The sequence below is a fragment of the Microcoleus sp. B4-C1 genome (assembly GCF_036705285.1).
GTDB lineage: Bacteria > Cyanobacteriota > Cyanobacteriia > Cyanobacteriales > Microcoleaceae > Microcoleus.
On record NZ_JAUBUC010000114.1, the window covers coordinates 2,782 to 18,915 of the forward strand.

A 16,134-nucleotide genomic window follows, 5' to 3' on the forward strand; every position below is an offset into this window, starting at 1 on the left:
CAGTACGTGTAACTGTTACTGCTGCAACTGTTGTGCCATCTTCGTTGACGCTGAAAGTAGGAGCACTAAATTCCAGGGTAATCGGATCTTCAGTTCCTTGATATTCAATGTTCCGCACCAGGTAGTCGGAACCATCGTCTTTAAAGGGGGTAGCGACGTAGGCAGCGGTGGGGCTATCGTAGGCTTTGGTGGAGAACCGCAGTTCGTCAAAAGTAGCGCCGCCCAGAGGGTTTGCATCTATCTTGAATTGGAAACTGCCATCGGTGCGATCGCCAATGAAAGTAACCCCATCTGGAGACACAGCGATCGGTTTTGCAGCGATCGGAGCGTTGAGGCGAGTGAAAGTAAAATTGCTAATCGATACCGGAGCCCCATTATTAAAGAGTTGTAGGAAACCAACTTCATTACCTTGATCGCCCAAACCAGGACTTGTTTTGGGACTCAATGAACTTAGATCGATCGTGGCGCTAGTAATGTCTTGGTTATCTGCCCATTTCACCTTCAGCGCCTGAGATTGATCGGTGTTGGGGTTATGGTTGATTTCTGCCCGAATTTTCTTGGCGTCAGTGAACCAACCACTATAAGAGGCTGGGACACCAATACCACCAGTAGTGCCGTAGCTCAACCAGCTTTTAGGGTTTTCGTTACTTGCTAAAGTGAGGTTGCTGATGACATTCGGATTAAGGTAGTCAGTTTCCACGCCATCAAAAGCTATCCCAGACAGTTGGATGCCTTGATTCTGGGCGGCAGTAGGCCATTTTGCGATCAGCTCATTGAGAGCGCTGTAATTATTGGTTTGACCCAAAGAACCAGTGATTGAAGTAGCCATAGCTTCTGTGTTAATGATGAGTAATTAAGGATTAGAAGTGACTGAAAACCAGATGTTGGGCTTTCTTTATCGTTATCGGTCACTGCAAGAAAAATTTCGTCATAAGTAGGTGCAGGTAAATCCAATAAAAATGCTTACCCTGCCCAAATGCTTTCCCAATAAGCATTTCAAGGCTTGATTCCCCCTGATTAGATGTTAATTGTAATTACTTCCCTACTTAATATAGATGCTTATTCTGGCGCTGCTGAATCAAAGCTTGTAGGGGTAATTCTAAGTGCTTAGCCCGTCAGCGGTGTGGCAACCACGGGGGTATTTGCCCTACAAATTGCATACCCTATTCAGCAACGCCGGTTCACAATATCTTTACAATCTAGATATCGTGGGTTGACTTTCCCCTCTCTCTATCATGGCTTAGAACCCCTGTCTCTGTAAGTCGGAAAAGTCGGATCCTAAAGTCGGAAAAGTCGGATCTTTGCCATGAGTACATAATTTAGGATGTTGCTGAATACAGGTATGAATTCAAGATTGCCAAATGACTATAAGCCCGCTTGAGGGTGAGTTGTGTAACATCAAGCGAAAAAGCGAAAAGTTGATTTATACCTGTATTCAGGAACGCGATTATTCCTTACTTTCATCATCAATAAGTTTTATCCGGAAAAATTGCGATCTTTTTTTCTGCCCCATAAAAAGCGGGTTTTCCATATCTGTAGAGGAGAGCTTAAATCCCACATTCGCCGCCCCCCAAGAGGCAGCTTTCACTGCTTCAGCGGACAAAAGTGAATCAGCAGAGACAATTATTAGTGAAAATACTTAGAATTTTAGGCGTTGCTGATTTACAGTATGAAACGCTAAATATGCCCGTCCTAGAAACCTGTATCCACAAAGCTTTTGGATTTTAAAGTGATTTTTTTCATACCCTGATTAAGCAACGCCAAGATGTCAAATGAGTTCTATACTACTGTCAGAGTGACAAAACAGAGTTAATCTGACTAAAGCACGAATTATGCACTTACCCTCTGATTTTTCAGCGGCAACTCTACAATAAACTCAGTTCCTTCGCCAACCTGACTGACGCAACGGATCTTGCCACCGTGAGCTTGGACAATTACCTGATAGCACACGGAAAGTCCCAAACCAGTGCCTTTACCCACAGGTTTAGTAGTAAAAAATGGGTCAAAAATCTTGTCTTGAATTTCTGCAGGAATTCCACTTCCCGTGTCGCGGACAGAGATTGTTACCCAGTCCGGCTCGCTTTGCCAACTGCGGATAGTTAATTCCCCCGGTTTGCTCGTTGACTGAAGCGCGTCTAAGGCATTGTCAATCAAATTATAAAATACTTGGTTAATTTGACTCGCATGACATTGGACTGGCGGCAAACTGCCGTATTGCTTGTCTATTTTGATATGAGTTTTTACCTTATTTTGCAGCATTAAGAAACTGCTTTCTAAACCTTCATTCAAATCTACTGGTTTTAATTCAGCGTGGTCTAAACGAGAAAAATTTCGCAGCGTCATGACGATCGAGCGAATCCTCCCGCTGCCTTCCCGCATTGAATTGATCAGTTTCCCAAAGTCTTCTCGAATGTAATCGAGTTCTAGTTCTTCATTGATTCTGACAATTGCCTCTGTCGCTTCCGGGTAGGCATTTCTGACCTGTTCTAGAGCTTCGTTCAAGGCTTTAAAATATTCTTGAGCGTGAAACAAGTTAGCGTGGATGAAATTGTTGGCGTTGTTAATTTCATGAGCAATTCCCGCTACCATTTGCCCCAAACCTGACATTTTTTCGCTTTGAATCAATTGCTGCTGTGTCGATCGCAATTCTTCTAACGCAGCTTGCAACTGCTGGGTTTGAGCTTGAGATTTTACCGCAGCATCTTGGACTTGGCTGTAAAGTTCTGCTTGCTGAATGGCGATCGCCATTTGGTTGGCTATCTGAGAGAGCAACTCCATTTCTTGCCACTGCCAATTGCGGGTATCTCGGCACTCGTGAGCAATCAGCAAACCCCACAGCCTACCGGGAAATTTAGGATTATAGTTTCCGGCTGTGTCGGAGGTATTTTCTTCAGTTCTTGCTGTAACAATTGGCACTATCAGATTAGCTTTTACCTGCAAACTATCTAAGAAATCTACATGACAAGGCTCTAAACCAGCATTAAAAATATCATTAATTGCTTTGACTCGCCCTTGCTGGTAAAGATCGGCGTAATCTCCCCGGAAACACTTATCAGCCCCCATATCTCCTAAAATTGAAGGCCAAGGAACTGTCATATTTTCAACAACAACTTTTCCTTGCCAGTTGTCTTGAAACTGATAGATAATTACTCGATCGCACTGCAACATTTGGCGGACTTCCCTCACCGCTGTTTCCAGGATAGTTCCCAGATCGAGGGTACTGCGAATTTGATTGCCGATCAGCCGTAGCAGCGATTCTCGTTCGGCTTGACGCCTGGTTTTGCTATATAGTTTGGCTTGATTAATCGCGATCGCCAATTGCGATCCTACCCCTTCTAAAAGCTGCCTTTCCCAATCAGTCCATTCCCGTTCGCGATCGCACTGATGCAAGCCAATTATGCCATTCACTTCACCTTGATAGCGAGTAGCTACTGCCAGCATTGACTTAATCTCCAAAGCTTCGACAATTTTTCGGGTTTGTGGGTTCAATCCCGGAAAATCGAGAAAGTTCGTCAGTGCTAGGGACTCTTGCTGAGACACGACGGCAGCCAAATGCGGGTTGTCACTCATCGGTACTTTCATTCCCAGTTGAATCGGATAGTCCCCCGCGTTGTACTCTCCGCGCGTGACTAAAGTTTTTTCTGTATTTGATTCTTTGACCAAAATGCTCACGCGACTTGCCTGTAGCGCTTGTCCCAGCAATCTGCAGGCTGATGTCAAAATTTCTTCTATGTCAAGTGTACTGCGAATTTCGTTATTAATTTGGTTCAGCAAGTTTGATAACTGAACTTGCTGCTGCATCTGTACAATTATGGCTTTTTGTTGGTCTACTTCCGGCAGCGAAAGACTTTCTTGCTGCATCCAGTTTTCAGATTCAGGCAACCGCGAAGTTACTCTGTGCCAGGGGTTTTCGTGTTCTTGTATTTGTAAAGACATATTTACTCAGCAGTTGTACAGTATTTTGATTGAGTCTGGTTTTATAAACCTGTGCTTACCCCGCCAACAGCCCCATCGCAGCTACCAGGACTTTTGGAATATCTTAAGACATTATAAAGGATGCCGCCTGAGCAAAGCAATTATTTGCTTTACAAATATTTATATTTAGCAACTCTGCCCTCTGCAGCCGACAATACTAATTGGCGCGTGGCATGGAAGTTGGTCAGATGTCAAATAGAGTTAACCGCCCGCTTAAGCGAATAAAATTAATCTAAACTCTATCTTTAGTTCAATGTTTGCGCCGGCTAGCTCAACATGGAAAACTCAATTCCCGACAATTTTCGTTCGCCAGCAAGCACCGACAACATTACTTCTGGATTGACAGGTAAAGCCCAGATTAAAATAGCTTTGGCGATCGGCAACTCCCGACTGCACTGGGGATTATTTGCGGGCAAAACTCTGAAGAAAACATGGGATACAGAGCATCTCAATGCTGATACTGTTTCCTCGCTCTCGGAGCAGGAAAAGGCAGAATATTTGGTGCAAATAGTAATGAGGTCGATCGAGGAAATATCTGCTCAAAATCTCCTTTGTCTTCCTGCTACTCCCGCTTTTTCTAATCCTCACACACTTTCTTTCGTGCCACTGCCTCTAATTTTGGCTTCAGTAGTTCCCCAGCAAACAGCAATTTGGCAGAGTTATCCAGATGTCCGAATTATTACTTTAGACCAGTTGCCGATCGGGGGACTCTATCCTACCCTGGGAATTGACAGAGCTTTGGCTGTAGTGGGCGCTGGCAACCAATTGGGTTGGCCAGTTTTACTTATAGATGCTGGTACAGCTTTAACATTTACTGGGGCTGATGTCAATAGGTATTTAGTTGGGGGCGCAATTTTACCAGGTTTGGGTTTGCAGTTATCGTCGTTAGGTAAAAAAACTGCTGGATTACCTTTAATCACTTTACCACAAAATTTGCCATACCGCTGGGCGACAGACACTGCTGGGGCAATTCAAAGCGGAGTTGTGTATGCGACGGTGGCAGGAGTTAGGGATTTTATTGAAGATTGGCGGTGTTTGTTTCCTGATAGCAAAATTGCCGTCACGGGGGGCGATCGCACTATGCTTTTAAAATACCTCACCGCAGCCTTTCCTGATACAGCAGCAGGCTTAATTGACGCACCAGAGGCTATTTTTTGGGGAATTAGCCTGTTAAATGTTGACTGTTGACTGTTGTCATTTTATCAATGACCAATGACCAATGACCAATGACCAATGACCAATTCCCAATTCACCTAGCAAACTCGCGAATATAGTTAGCAACAACATCCGGGACTTCCTGGGGCAAATTGCTTTCCCCCGGACTGACTAATTGTAGTTCGGCATTAGGAGCCAGAGCAGCATAGGATTGACACAGAGACGAAGCTGCGGGAGTCTCTTCAGAACCGTGCAACAGCAAAACAGGCGCTTTCAGCAAAGGCAAATTCTCATCAACTAATTCCGCTGTAATTTCAGCCCGCCGCCGCCCGAACAGCAACTGCACGGCAACAGGGGACTCCATCAACTGCTGTCTGAACTTGAGCAATCCGTCAATCTTTTTTTGGCTACCCAGCAACTTAGCAATTGGATAGATCGATCGCAGCCACCACAAAGCCAGCGGAGGTTGGCCGATTAGCCAGCTAGCCGTCTGCCACCGCCCCCGTCGGTTGCCAACCTTGACGCCTTCTGGGGCCAACAACACCAAACCCTGAACTCGATCGGGATATTTGATAGCGTAGCTAGTGGCCACCCAGCCACCCACAGAGTGAGCGATTAAATAAACCTCTCGCAGCTTCAAAGTATCGAGGTATTGGGCGAGACACTCTACTTCCAAGTCGATCGAATAATGAAGATTCGGGCGTTCCGAGTCGCCAAACCCCAGCAAATCCGGTGCGAAGCAGTGGTAGTAGGCGCTCAAATGTTCGATCGTCCTCAGCCACTGACTGCTGTCGTGCCAAGAACCGTGCAAAAATACTAAATTCGGGCCTTGACCGACTTCGTGCCAAAAGATTTGCCCTACAGAGAGTTTTACCCTAGAATTGCGTAGCGGTGAGTACATCCGGTTAAATATTTAGTAATAAAAAGATGATTAATTTAATGTTCAGAGATTGTGAATAAAAGTAGGAAAACAGTGAAAATTAATTCCACATTCATAACAGACAATTTTTGACCACGAGGTAATTTCCGACTTTTCTCAAATTTGGATGCCCTGCCGATTTACGCCAAAGTTGTTCGGCCTTGAAAATAGTCCTGTAAGTGTTGGTCGTTATCGTGGCTGAGTGCGCCCTCCGGCAGCGATGCGGGTAAAAAAGCCTCAACCTCGCTGACTTCAAGCGTATCCTGAACTTGCATCTTGCCCTGCACCTCTGCCGCCACCACGATACAAATCGAGTGCAGGCGAGGGTCTCTATCGGCAGCCGAATAAACGCCCACCAAGCGATGGATTTTGACTAACTCGAGTCCTGTTTCCTCCGCTAATTCCCGGCGCACAGTTGTGGGAATATCCTCTCCCCAATCCACCATACCTCCCGGCAGTGCCCAGCGACCGTTGTCGCGGCGGCGAATTAACACAATTCGCCCGTCAGGCAATACGGGAATCACCGCAGTACCAGTGACGGGATGTCGAAAAATCAGTCCCAGCACAGTTTGTACAATTTGCCACAATCGACGCATAAACTCAAAAGCTTGTTTAGGAGATAGTAATTTCAGGGCTCCTAGCTCGCAGCTCCGGAGTCTTAATTTTTAATTTTTCATTCAGGCCAGAGGTCTGGCAAATCTGCTAATATCTCCGCTGCGTGAGATTCTGGTTTGACTTTGCGGTAAACCTTTTCAATCCTACCATCACGGTCGATCGCGAAGGTCGATCGAGTAATGCCCATAAATTCTTTTCCCATAAATTTTTTGAGTCCGTAACAGCCGTAGGCGGTAGCAACTTCAGCGTTTAAGTCGCACAGCAAGGGAAAAGGCAGTTGATATTTAGCTGCAAACTTGGCGTGGGCCGCGGCCCCGTCTGTACTGACGCCGAGAACTGCTATATTGCGCGACTGGTAGTCTAAGTAAATGTCGCGAAAGCCGCAAGCTTCTTTGGTACAGCCAGGGGTATTGTCCCTAGGGTAAAAATAAAGTACAACTCGCCGCCCTCGAAAATCTGCAAGGCTGACGACATTGCCTTGCGCGTCGGGCAGGCTGAAGACAGGAGCTATATCACCGGGATTAATAGTCATTTGTCGTATTTTGTCAAGAGTTTATACAAATCTTCTGCAAGATTGACAAAATTGCGTCCCGATCGCACCCAGATTCCCAGCGACTTGAATCCCGGTGTTCTTTTTTCGGGGTCTTGTACCGGGTGTGCTATGATCGTCATCGGTCTAAAATTGAGTATAACTAGCCCACGTAATAACTTAACTGGATTAGTTGAGTGCGTAGTCTCACCTAACGGTGTTGCGGTTTAGCTAGGCAGACAGGAATCCCCACACTATACCGATCAAAGGTTAGTGTGGGATAAAAGGCGCGTCAAACTCCTGATTCCACCCGTTCATAATCTCAAAAGCATAGCTTTGAGCCGTGGAGAGGTGGACAACGAGACGAACCAATTCCTTTTTATAATATCAGTGGGGCTGGACGTGTTCCTCACTTTAAAACGCCGTAGAGGGAAACGATGGGAGTACCTTGAAGGAAGTTCTCGATCTCCTTAACAGGACTCAGAAGCCTAAACCATATCGCTTGCGATTGTTGTGGCAGCGTCACGAAAGCTAAATTTGAAGAAAACCTAGCTACAGAAAGAGAACCGATCGAGTACGGTAGGACATACCGGAATTTACGCTTGGGGAGAAGACACCTATATTTTGGCTGGAGAAATCCTGTCACAAGCAAGTGAATTCGCTGAACCAAGAATCTCAGTCACCAAGAGTGCACAGAGTGTCAAACTTAAGAATCCCCGTGCGTGAAAGCCCGGGGACTGTCAATGTTTATTAGTGAGGTCAGAATGGCTAAGCGCCGCAATCTCAAGAAAGAAAAGGCACAACGAAATCAAGCATACGCTCGCAAGTTTCGCAAGCGGAGAAATCAAGATATGTTCTCCAACAAGAGAAGGCGATTTGACGGCGGTAACGGCGGTGGCATGGGCGCCATGAGCGGTGGCGGCAGAGACAAAGACATGGCTGCTGCTGAAGATTAATTGATTCAGGCTATCTGCCGAACTTAGAACCAGAGTGGAAAACACGATAGTTCTAAGGAGAGATAGCCAGCCGGAATTTGTCCAATAATTCAACGATGTTTAGGCGATCCGATCGCGCGCAGCGATAAGTGATTTTCTCACTTGTTCAAACCCGGTACCCCCGTAACTATTGCGAGCCGCCACCACTTGCTGAGGTGCGATCGCGCTGTAAATGTCTGTCTCAAAGGCTGGGTGCAAGTCTTTCCACTCCTCAAGTGTCAAATCTTTGAGGAGTTTGCCCCCCGAAAGGCAAGTTTTGACGACTTTGCCGACAAGGTTGTAAGCTTCCCGGAAGGGAACGCCTTTGGCGGCCAAGTAGTCGGCTACGTCTGTAGCGTTAGAAAAGTCTTCCGTAACAGCAGCGGCGAGGCGATCGCCATTAAAGGCGATTCCTTCCCGCAGCAAAATGGTCATTGCTTCCAAGCAACCTTGTACCGTTCTTACGGTATCAAACAAAGCCTCTTTATCTTCTTGCAAATCTTTGTTGTAGGCCAAAGGAAGTCCCTTCACTACTACCAACAAGGCTTGCAAGTTACCGAACACCCGTCCCGCTTTGCCCCGCACCAACTCCGGCACGTCGGGATTTTTTTTCTGGGGCATGATGCTAGAACCCGTAGCGCAGCTATCTTTGAGCGTAATAAATCCAAATTCGTGAGAAGACCACAAAATCATTTCTTCTGACAAGCGGCTTAGGTGTACCAGAATCAAGCTGGCTGCTGCGAGAAATTCGATCGCAAAATCTCGATCGCTCACTCCATCTAAGCTATTAGCATAAACCTTGTCAAAATGCAAGAGTTCTGCTGTATAATGTCGGTCGATCGGGAAAGTCGTCCCCGCCAGCGCGCCACAACCCAAAGGCGAAACATTCACCCGCTTGCAGATATCGCCGAGACGTTCCCAATCGCGATCGGTCATTTCAAAATAAGCTAACAGGTAATGAGCCAAACTGATCGGCTGAGCGCGCTGCAAATGAGTGTAACCGGGAATTAAAGTTTCCACGTTACGATCGGCAAGATCGAGCAAAACCCCTTGAAATTCCCGCAATTGCTCACGAATTTCGGCGATGCGATCGCGCAAATACAAACGAGTATCAGTGCCGGCTTGATCGTTGCGCGATCGGGCAGTGTGCAACTTTTTCCCAGCATCCCCCACAATCTCCGTCAGCCGCTTCTCTACAGCGAAGTGAACGTCTTCGGCATCAACTCCCGGAACAAAAAGTCCTTGGCGGTATTCGCGACGAATCTGTTCCAAACCATTGACTAACTGTTCGCCTTCTGCTGCGGAAATAATCCCCGTTTTGGCCAGCATTTTAGCGTGAGCGACAGAACCAGTCAAGTCATACTCAATCAATTCAATATCGAAGCCAATACTAGCATTAAATCGGGCGATCGCCGGGTGCAGCGCCGATTCAAATCTTTGACTCCAAGTTTTTTGTTGTGTTGTCATCAGAAAAATGGGTAGAAACCCCGTCCTTCTAGGACGGCTTTACAATTTAATTTGTAATGCGCCACGAGTTGTAGGACAAAAATTTACAATCTGCGGGCGATGCGTTTTGAGTTAGACGCTTGCCAGTTTTTAAATCGTGCAAGCTAATTGTTTTCCGGTACGGGTCTTTCTTTGTTGGAGATTCTTGCCAACCGCCAACGTAACAAAATCCGTATTTAGGGTGTTTAACAATTGAACCGCGCTTAAACCCGATACTAATTGTGCCACCATAACGAGGGCGAATATGACCTGTGGAATGTTGCAAGCGATGGAGCTGTCTGCGATGAAACTCAAGGGGGATTACTTCTGTTAGCTTGGTGTTGTCGGGTCGAATGTGTCCTCCCGCGTACCAATTAGCCAACACCCAAGAATCAACGCAGTGAGCCTCAAACTTGTTTGATAGTTTCTGACTTTTGGAGTCCTAAATTTTGACGCAGTTCGTAAGTATCGTTTCCCGATCTGATCTCAAGATGGGCAATCTTTCTGAGTTCAGAATAGAACCAGTGTTTGCCTACTTCTAAGGGGCTAAACGATACGTTCCACTTGCGTCCGTTTTTCCAAGTACGGGCTTTGATGTCCTCTACAACAAAAGCTGATACGGGAAACATAGAGGTTAACCAATTAACTATCCTTAACTTCCACTGCCACCTTGACTTAGTAGATGGGGGTAGGCGATTTTTGTTAACTAATCTGTTAGCTCGGTTTTGACGGCATGGAGTATTCCGAAATCGCCTAGCACGTCGCATATTGCGCCTGACCTCAACATGGTCTTTTACCCAATCGATCGCATGGGTTTGGATGTTTAAGTAGGTATGGGATTTGGATTTAACGGTAAATCCTTCGCGCTTGCTGCCTGGATCGATGCCAACCGCTATTGGTTGATAATTGTGGCTTGAAGGTTCTACATTCAATCGAACACAAAATACCCCCTTTTTCCAGAATGGTGCAGCCTTACCTGACTTAATCCAACGCTTTGCACGGCTTGGGGTAGTCGGCATTAGGGGTCTATTTTCACTGTTGACAACGGGTACAAACATTTACGGTAAGTCCTATTTCTAGGTATATATTTCCCTTCGCCACTAGCACATCCGAGTGGTTAAAAACTAGGGAGGCATTCTTAACGTCTGGTGGGATACCACTCCCAGATGGCTCAGTTTGTCTTAAAGACGCAGGCTAGACACTGTTTTAGTCTTGAATTAAGAAGGTGGTAAGCCTTCCTCTTTCAAGCCCCATGCCTTTAGGCTGGGGTTAGTGACTGCTCAAGCTAAAACTAGATTATATCTCTCTTGCAGAAGTCTATAAAAACCGATTTGTAGCAAAGACTTTAGTCCTTCCTCCGGTTTTTATTCTGGACTGTAGTCCTCACTCCCAAATTCGGTAAGAAAAAACTCACGTCCCGACTACAAAGTTTTTATACATCTTTTGACCAAAAAAAACTGAAGTCTTGACTACAAAATTGTGAAACTTTTGCTGCATCATAAAAAAGTTAAGTTTGGGCTACAAACCTTTTAAATCCGTTCCCGATACCTTCGGCGACAATAACTCTAAGGAATAATCCCTTTAATGAACCAGCCCACAAAAATCCCTATAAAAAAAGCTCCTATTTGACCAGTCGAAACAAAATTGTTCCAAGCTTTCTGGAAATTCGTAAAAATTTCGTATGAATCAGAGCTTTGACCCAAAAGCACCGTAGAACTCAAATGAGATTTCAAAACTAACACGTGAGCGACATCATTCCAATTAATCGAACTGGTTAATCCAGCAGTAATTTCCGGGATTAAATTAACAATCATGGTGATTTTCTCCTGCTAAAGGTGTTACCCTCAGTACAACCAGTGTCATGTCATCTTCGTTACGATTGCCGATGCCGATAAACTGGTGTACGCGATCGAACAAATAATCCAAAATTTCTTCAGACTGCTGGTAATTTTGACAGGCCCACTGAAAAGCCGAGGTCAAGTTATCCTCATCAAAGCGATCGCCCCTTTGATTAGAAGCATCGGTAAATCCGTCTGTGTAATAAATAATAGTATCTCCTGGCTGCAATTGCACGCTTGCTTCTTGGTAATGCGAATCAGCATCCAGCCCAATTAACATTCCCTCCAAAGTATCAAGCTGAAGAATCGAATTAGTTGCAGCTTGCCACAGCAAAGGCGGGTGGTGAGCAGCATTGCTGTAAGACAAAACGCGAGTTTTCGGGTCATACTCCGAATAAAACAGAGTCACAAAACGGTGGGAATTTTCCAAATCCGCGTGCATAACCCGGTTTAAATGTTGCAAAATTCTCGACGGCGAGTGGCGGTTCAAAACCTCCGCCCGCAGCATACCCCGTGTCATCGTCATCAACAGGCCCGCTGGTACTCCTTTGCCCATCACGTCGCCGATGACAATGCTCCAGCGGCCCTTGTCGATTTTGGACTTGAGATTTTTAATTAGGGATGGGGGGTGTTCCCCCTCATTTTCCTTGCCGATCGGGTCATAGTCAGCCGGAATAAAATCATAATAATCTCCGCCGACTCTGCTAGCAGTTTGGCAGCGGGCGGCCACGTCAAGGCCGGGAATTTTCGGACAACTGCGGGGTTGCAGCCGCAATTGAATTTCCGCCCCGATTTCTAACTCTCTGTCTAAGCGGTCTTTTTCCGCCAACTTAACAGTAAGTTCGTCTTTGCAAATAGCCACGGCGGTTTGATCCGCCACCAACCGAACTAATTTCTGTCTGCTGGGAGTCCAGAGATATTGCGGATCACTGCTAAAAACATAAAGCCGTCCGCGTTCCAAATTGTTGACCAAAATTGGCGCCCCAAACAAATGAACATCCGGGCCCAAATAACGACCGACTTGCAAGTCTAGACTAGAAGTTTGCCCAGAGGTTTCCGAAAACGATCCAGCAGTAGCGCCCACACCTGCTGTAGCTTGTCTGGTGGCTATTTCCAGCGCTTTTCGCATATCTTGGCACTGCCGTCCTTCCTGACAATGCAACTGCTGGAACCTGACTTGACCGTTGGGTTTGAACAGCACTAAAGCTCCCCCGTCGGCGTCCGTAACGCGAGTCGCCACCAAAGGCACCAACTCCAAAAATTGGTTGAGATTGTTAAAACTTCGCAGGGCAAATCCCAGCGAACCCAACATATCTTGAACGTTGTGCTGATATCGGTGCAAACGCGCCACCAGTTCTTTGAGGGCAAATACTGGCGTCGCGTCGGTGGAATTGCGACCCGAAGGGCGGTCAGCAGGTTGAGGTGAGGGGCGAGGCAAAGGCACAGCAGTCATTCGATTTTAGATTTTAGATTTTAGATTTTGGATTGATTCGACGGATAAATTCGGGGGCTTGAGGATTTTAGATTTTAGATTTTGGATTGATTCGACGGATAAATCACGTGGCGGGTACCACATGAAGAAATTCACAGGTCATTTTAGATTTGTGATTTTCGATCTTAGAAAGAGGATATTTGATTGAGGAGTTACACGCCAGTGAACCCAAACCCGGTTTTTTTTCTGTTTAGTAGAGGAGTGCGATGCTAGTTTGAGGTTAAGGATTGGAGATTTTGAAGCTCTCTAGCCGTCCCGATTTTTGGAGGCGGATAGAGATACTTCATCCATCTAAAATCTAAAATCTAAAATCTAAAATCGAGTAGGGCTTCCACAAATTCGTAACTAGAAAACGGGCGCAAGTCTTCGATGCTTTCCCCGACTCCAATAAAGCGGATTGGCAGACCAAGTTGCTGCACTACTGCTAGGGCAACACCACCTTTAGCAGAACCGTCGAGTTTTGTCAATACTACTCCGCTTAATTTTGCCGATTCTGCGAACACTTCTGCCTGTCGCAAACCATTTTGACCCAGTGTGGCATCCAAGACCAGTAGAGATTCTACGGTAGCGCCTGGGGCTTTTTTATCTACAATGCGACGGATTTTACTTAATTCGTCCATCAGATTTTTTTTGTTTTGCAGGCGGCCTGCGGTGTCTACGATCAGCAGTTCTGTGCCGCGGGCGCTGGCGGCGGCGATCGCATCAAACACGACAGCAGCCGGATCGGTATTTTTTCCTGGGTTGGCAATAATTTCGACGCCGCTGCGGGAACCCCAAACTTTCACCTGTTCGACGGCGGCGGCGCGGAAAGTATCGGCGGCAGCAATGAGGGTTTTGTAGCCGGATTTTTGGGCAATATGGGCCAGTTTGCCGATCGTCGTAGTTTTGCCCGCACCATTGACTCCTACGATTAACCAGATGTTAAAAGTTTCTTTTTCCGGGGCAAATGTCAGGCTGTAGGCGGGATTACCGGCGGCGGTTTCGGCACAGGGAGCGTCCAAAATGTCGCGCAGGATGGTTTTCAGGTAGGCTAGAGCCTGTTCTGGGGGCAGCACTTCTTGTGTGAGTCTTTCTTGGAGGCGACTGATAATGATGTCGGTGGCTGCGACTCCGACATCGGCTTGTAGCAGCAAAGTCTCAATTTCGGCTACCGCATCTTGATTGAGCGGGCCTTGACCGACGATCGCCTTGAGTCGATTAATTAAGCTGCGACGAGTTCTTTCTAAGCCTTTCCGCAGTTTTTGCAGCCAAGTGATTTCTTCAACGGATACTTGGTCTGGGCGGCGGCCTTGACTGGCTAAGATTTCTGAGGACCACAGGAAGCCTTCGTCAAAGGCGAAACCGGGAATTTCTTCGATAATTGCCGCTCTCTCGGCGGCGGCTGCAATTACGTCTGGTTCTTCAAGGGCGGTTTCTTTGAGGCGTTCGATGCGCTCCATGCGATCGGCCTGAGCTCTGGCCCAAAACGGCAGGGCTTCGGCTGCTTCGCCGTCGGATGCGAGTGATTCGGTTTCTACAACCTCTGTTGCAGGTTCGGCAATTTCTATATTTTCTGCTGTAACTTCTAATTGTTGAGCAATAGGTGCAATGTCGATCGCCCCGGCTGTTGGTTGCAGAGTTTCTGGAATTTCTGCGGGCTCTGTTGCATCGAGTTCTATCGCCTCGGTTGCTTCAACTGTTGCTGGTGCTGCAACTTCTGGAACTTCTGCAACAGTTGGTGCTGTGGGTGCTGGTTCAAGTTCGATCGGCTCGGTTGCTTCCACAGTCGCCGGTTCTGCAACTTCTGCAACTGTCGCGATTTCTGCTTCGGCTGCTGGAACATCGGGCGCTGCTGTCTCAGAAACTTCTGTTTCTGGTTTTTGCTGTTTTTGAATATTTTTGTAAGCAGCTTTTGCCCAATTGAGATAATCTTCGGCTACAGCGTCCGAGCTTTGCTCTGCTGCAGCATCTGTTTGAGGCTCAACCGGTGCGGATTTTGCCGACTCATCTTGCGGCTGTTCGGGGGTTGCCTCTGTTTCAGAAGATTTATTTTCGCTGTACTGGCGACGAAACCAATTAAATACCATAGTTGATGGGGAATAGAGAATAGTAATTAGTCATTAGTCCTCAGTCCCTAGTGTAGAGCCGATTGCGGATTGCCAATCACTAATGACCAATGACTGCTGACTAAGGACTACTGACTAAGAACTAGGGACTAACAACTTCTGCGTTGATTTTATCGACTACTCGGCGGAGGACTCCGTTGATGAAGCGATGTCCTTCGTCGCCGCTGTAGCGTTTTGCGAGTTGGACGGCTTCGTTGACGCTGACTTGTTCGGGTAAGCCTAGATATAGCATTTCGGCGATCGCGATTCTCATGATATCTCGATCGATCCTGGGCAACCGTTCTATTTGCCAGTCTACAAGGGCTTCCGAGAGCAATTCATCAATTTGAACACGGTTGGCGCTGACTTTGGTCAGGATTTGCAAAGCATAGGTACGGACATCTTGCTGGTTGGCTAGCTGGATCAGTTCTGGAAACTCCATTGCTGAACCGAGACGGTTGATTGCGGTTTGGGTGAGTTCGACAGCTTCCCGCACCATTGCTCTAGCACTTTGTATATCGGCGGCACGGATTTCGCTGGCAAGCAGTTTGTCGCTACTCCGCTGCACTTCGGATGCTGCTGCTTCTAGGGATTCTTGAACTTCTGTTGTCAGGGTACGGATGGCGGCGAGGAGAACATCTTGCAGTTTCTTGGCTTCTAAGAGTTCTGGATTCGTCGGCAGTTGGCTGATGCCGAGGAGTGCGAGTTCGCGTGCTGTTTCGCGGGCTTTTTTCATAATTTTTAGATAGGAATTGAGAATTTAGGAAGTTTTTCGATCGCGCGCGGACTTGAACTTTAGCAGAAAACTCGACTAAAAGCGTTACAAAACCAGCAGTCTGACTCGCCAGCGGCGGGTAGTTTACAGATACTTGGCTGTCAAACCCAAGATTTATGCTCGAAACCGGGTTTCTGAGTTTAGGCTTTCTCGGTTTGGGCTGGTTTTGTCGAAATATTATCTGCTATGGGGAAAGTTTACACGGCCTTACGGGCGACTAAGGAATGAGAATTAAATAACTTCCACTCTTGAAAGTGGGATGGGCGTCCCGCCCGTCCTTTTTGGACGGGCGG

Annotated in this window: 16 protein-coding genes; 2 read left to right on the top strand and 14 right to left on the bottom strand. The window is 46.8% G+C overall.

Features of this window, described 5'->3' with window-relative positions:
* From QUB26_RS28220 to QUB26_RS28230, 3 genes are all read right to left on the bottom strand, one after another.
* The coding region (locus tag QUB26_RS28220; RefSeq protein ID WP_333246573.1) for a hypothetical protein at positions 1-829 on the bottom strand (829 nt) is incomplete at its 3' end.
* Positions 830-1,447: 618 nt separating this feature from the next.
* Entirely contained in the window at positions 1,448-1,603 is a 156-nt protein-coding gene (locus tag QUB26_RS28225) for a hypothetical protein (RefSeq protein ID WP_333233749.1), read from the bottom strand.
* Between the two features lie 227 nt (positions 1,604-1,830).
* Positions 1,831-3,936, bottom strand: a complete 2,106-nt coding sequence (locus QUB26_RS28230; RefSeq protein ID WP_333246571.1) for a GAF domain-containing protein — start codon at positions 3,934-3,936, stop codon at positions 1,831-1,833.
* 315 nt (positions 3,937-4,251) lie between these two features.
* Between QUB26_RS28230 and QUB26_RS28235 the strand changes: the two genes are divergently transcribed.
* Positions 4,252-5,163, top strand: a complete 912-nt coding sequence (locus QUB26_RS28235; RefSeq protein ID WP_333246569.1) for a pantothenate kinase — start codon at positions 4,252-4,254, stop codon at positions 5,161-5,163.
* A gap of 61 nt (positions 5,164-5,224) precedes the next feature.
* On the opposite strand, the gene QUB26_RS28240 is transcribed toward QUB26_RS28235, so the two are convergent.
* From QUB26_RS28240 to QUB26_RS28255, 4 genes are all read right to left on the bottom strand, one after another.
* On the bottom strand, positions 5,225-6,031 hold the full coding sequence (locus QUB26_RS28240) for an alpha/beta hydrolase (RefSeq protein ID WP_333320633.1): 807 nt from the start codon (positions 6,029-6,031) through the stop codon (positions 5,225-5,227).
* A gap of 158 nt (positions 6,032-6,189) precedes the next feature.
* Entirely contained in the window at positions 6,190-6,645 is a 456-nt protein-coding gene (locus tag QUB26_RS28245) for an NUDIX hydrolase (protein ID WP_333246565.1), read from the bottom strand.
* A 77-nt stretch (positions 6,646-6,722) separates the two neighbouring features.
* Positions 6,723-7,196 carry a thioredoxin-dependent thiol peroxidase gene (bcp, locus tag QUB26_RS28250; protein ID WP_333320635.1) on the bottom strand — a complete coding sequence of 158 codons (474 nt, stop codon included), beginning with the start codon at positions 7,194-7,196 and terminating at the stop codon, positions 6,723-6,725.
* Positions 7,193-7,336 carry a hypothetical protein gene (locus QUB26_RS28255; RefSeq protein ID WP_333246560.1) on the bottom strand — a complete coding sequence of 48 codons (144 nt, stop codon included), beginning with the start codon at positions 7,334-7,336 and terminating at the stop codon, positions 7,193-7,195. Before QUB26_RS28255 ends, bcp begins: the two co-directional genes overlap by 4 nt.
* Before the next feature lie 621 nt (positions 7,337-7,957).
* Here QUB26_RS28255 and QUB26_RS28260 point away from each other — a divergent pair.
* A complete protein-coding gene (locus QUB26_RS28260; protein ID WP_190738786.1) occupies positions 7,958-8,149 on the top strand; it encodes a hypothetical protein in 192 nt (63 codons plus the stop codon).
* 99 nt (positions 8,150-8,248) lie between these two features.
* Here QUB26_RS28260 and argH read toward each other — a convergent pair whose 3' ends face one another.
* From argH to nusB, 7 genes are all read right to left on the bottom strand, one after another.
* A complete protein-coding gene (argH, locus tag QUB26_RS28265; RefSeq protein WP_333320637.1) occupies positions 8,249-9,634 on the bottom strand; it encodes an argininosuccinate lyase in 1,386 nt (461 codons plus the stop codon).
* 46 nt (positions 9,635-9,680) lie between these two features.
* Complete coding sequence (locus QUB26_RS28270) at positions 9,681-10,034, bottom strand: hypothetical protein (protein WP_333246558.1); 354 nt, start codon at positions 10,032-10,034, stop codon at positions 9,681-9,683.
* A 25-nt stretch (positions 10,035-10,059) separates the two neighbouring features.
* Positions 10,060-10,710 carry an RRXRR domain-containing protein gene (locus tag QUB26_RS28275; RefSeq protein ID WP_333302992.1) on the bottom strand — a complete coding sequence of 217 codons (651 nt, stop codon included), beginning with the start codon at positions 10,708-10,710 and terminating at the stop codon, positions 10,060-10,062.
* A 507-nt stretch (positions 10,711-11,217) separates the two neighbouring features.
* Entirely contained in the window at positions 11,218-11,466 is a 249-nt protein-coding gene (locus QUB26_RS28280; protein WP_333246554.1) for a hypothetical protein, read from the bottom strand.
* Positions 11,456-12,943: a PP2C family protein-serine/threonine phosphatase gene (locus QUB26_RS28285; RefSeq protein ID WP_333246552.1), complete on the bottom strand. Its 1,488-nt coding sequence runs from the start codon at positions 12,941-12,943 to the stop codon at positions 11,456-11,458. The genes QUB26_RS28280 and QUB26_RS28285 overlap by 11 nt, the downstream gene beginning before the upstream one ends.
* Positions 12,944-13,287: 344 nt before the next feature.
* Complete coding sequence (gene ftsY / locus QUB26_RS28290; RefSeq protein ID WP_333246550.1) at positions 13,288-15,048, bottom strand: signal recognition particle-docking protein FtsY; 1,761 nt, start codon at positions 15,046-15,048, stop codon at positions 13,288-13,290.
* Between the two features lie 121 nt (positions 15,049-15,169).
* Positions 15,170-15,802: a transcription antitermination factor NusB gene (nusB, locus tag QUB26_RS28295; RefSeq protein ID WP_333103525.1), complete on the bottom strand. Its 633-nt coding sequence runs from the start codon at positions 15,800-15,802 to the stop codon at positions 15,170-15,172.
* Positions 15,803-16,134: the final 332 nt, after the last annotated feature.

What these genes read in the sequence shown, in the direction of transcription:
- QUB26_RS28230 (WP_333246571.1), bottom strand. Translation starts at nt 3,936, where the DNA reads ATGTCTTTACAAATACAAGAACACGAAAACCCCTGGCACAGAGTAACT.
- QUB26_RS28235 (WP_333246569.1), top strand. Translation starts at nt 4,252, where the DNA reads ATGGAAAACTCAATTCCCGACAATTTTCGTTCGCCAGCAAGCACCGAC.
- QUB26_RS28240 (WP_333320633.1), bottom strand. Translation starts at nt 6,031, where the DNA reads ATGTACTCACCGCTACGCAATTCTAGGGTAAAACTCTCTGTAGGGCAA.
- QUB26_RS28245 (WP_333246565.1), bottom strand. Translation starts at nt 6,645, where the DNA reads ATGCGTCGATTGTGGCAAATTGTACAAACTGTGCTGGGACTGATTTTT.
- bcp (WP_333320635.1), bottom strand. Translation starts at nt 7,196, where the DNA reads ATGACTATTAATCCCGGTGATATAGCTCCTGTCTTCAGCCTGCCCGAC.
- QUB26_RS28255 (WP_333246560.1), bottom strand. Translation starts at nt 7,336, where the DNA reads ATGACGATCATAGCACACCCGGTACAAGACCCCGAAAAAAGAACACCG.
- QUB26_RS28260 (WP_190738786.1), top strand. Translation starts at nt 7,958, where the DNA reads ATGGCTAAGCGCCGCAATCTCAAGAAAGAAAAGGCACAACGAAATCAA.
- argH (WP_333320637.1), bottom strand. Translation starts at nt 9,634, where the DNA reads ATGACAACACAACAAAAAACTTGGAGTCAAAGATTTGAATCGGCGCTG.
- QUB26_RS28275 (WP_333302992.1), bottom strand. Translation starts at nt 10,710, where the DNA reads ATGTTTGTACCCGTTGTCAACAGTGAAAATAGACCCCTAATGCCGACT.
- QUB26_RS28280 (WP_333246554.1), bottom strand. Translation starts at nt 11,466, where the DNA reads ATGATTGTTAATTTAATCCCGGAAATTACTGCTGGATTAACCAGTTCG.
- QUB26_RS28285 (WP_333246552.1), bottom strand. Translation starts at nt 12,943, where the DNA reads ATGACTGCTGTGCCTTTGCCTCGCCCCTCACCTCAACCTGCTGACCGC.
- ftsY (WP_333246550.1), bottom strand. Translation starts at nt 15,048, where the DNA reads ATGGTATTTAATTGGTTTCGTCGCCAGTACAGCGAAAATAAATCTTCT.
- nusB (WP_333103525.1), bottom strand. Translation starts at nt 15,802, where the DNA reads ATGAAAAAAGCCCGCGAAACAGCACGCGAACTCGCACTCCTCGGCATC.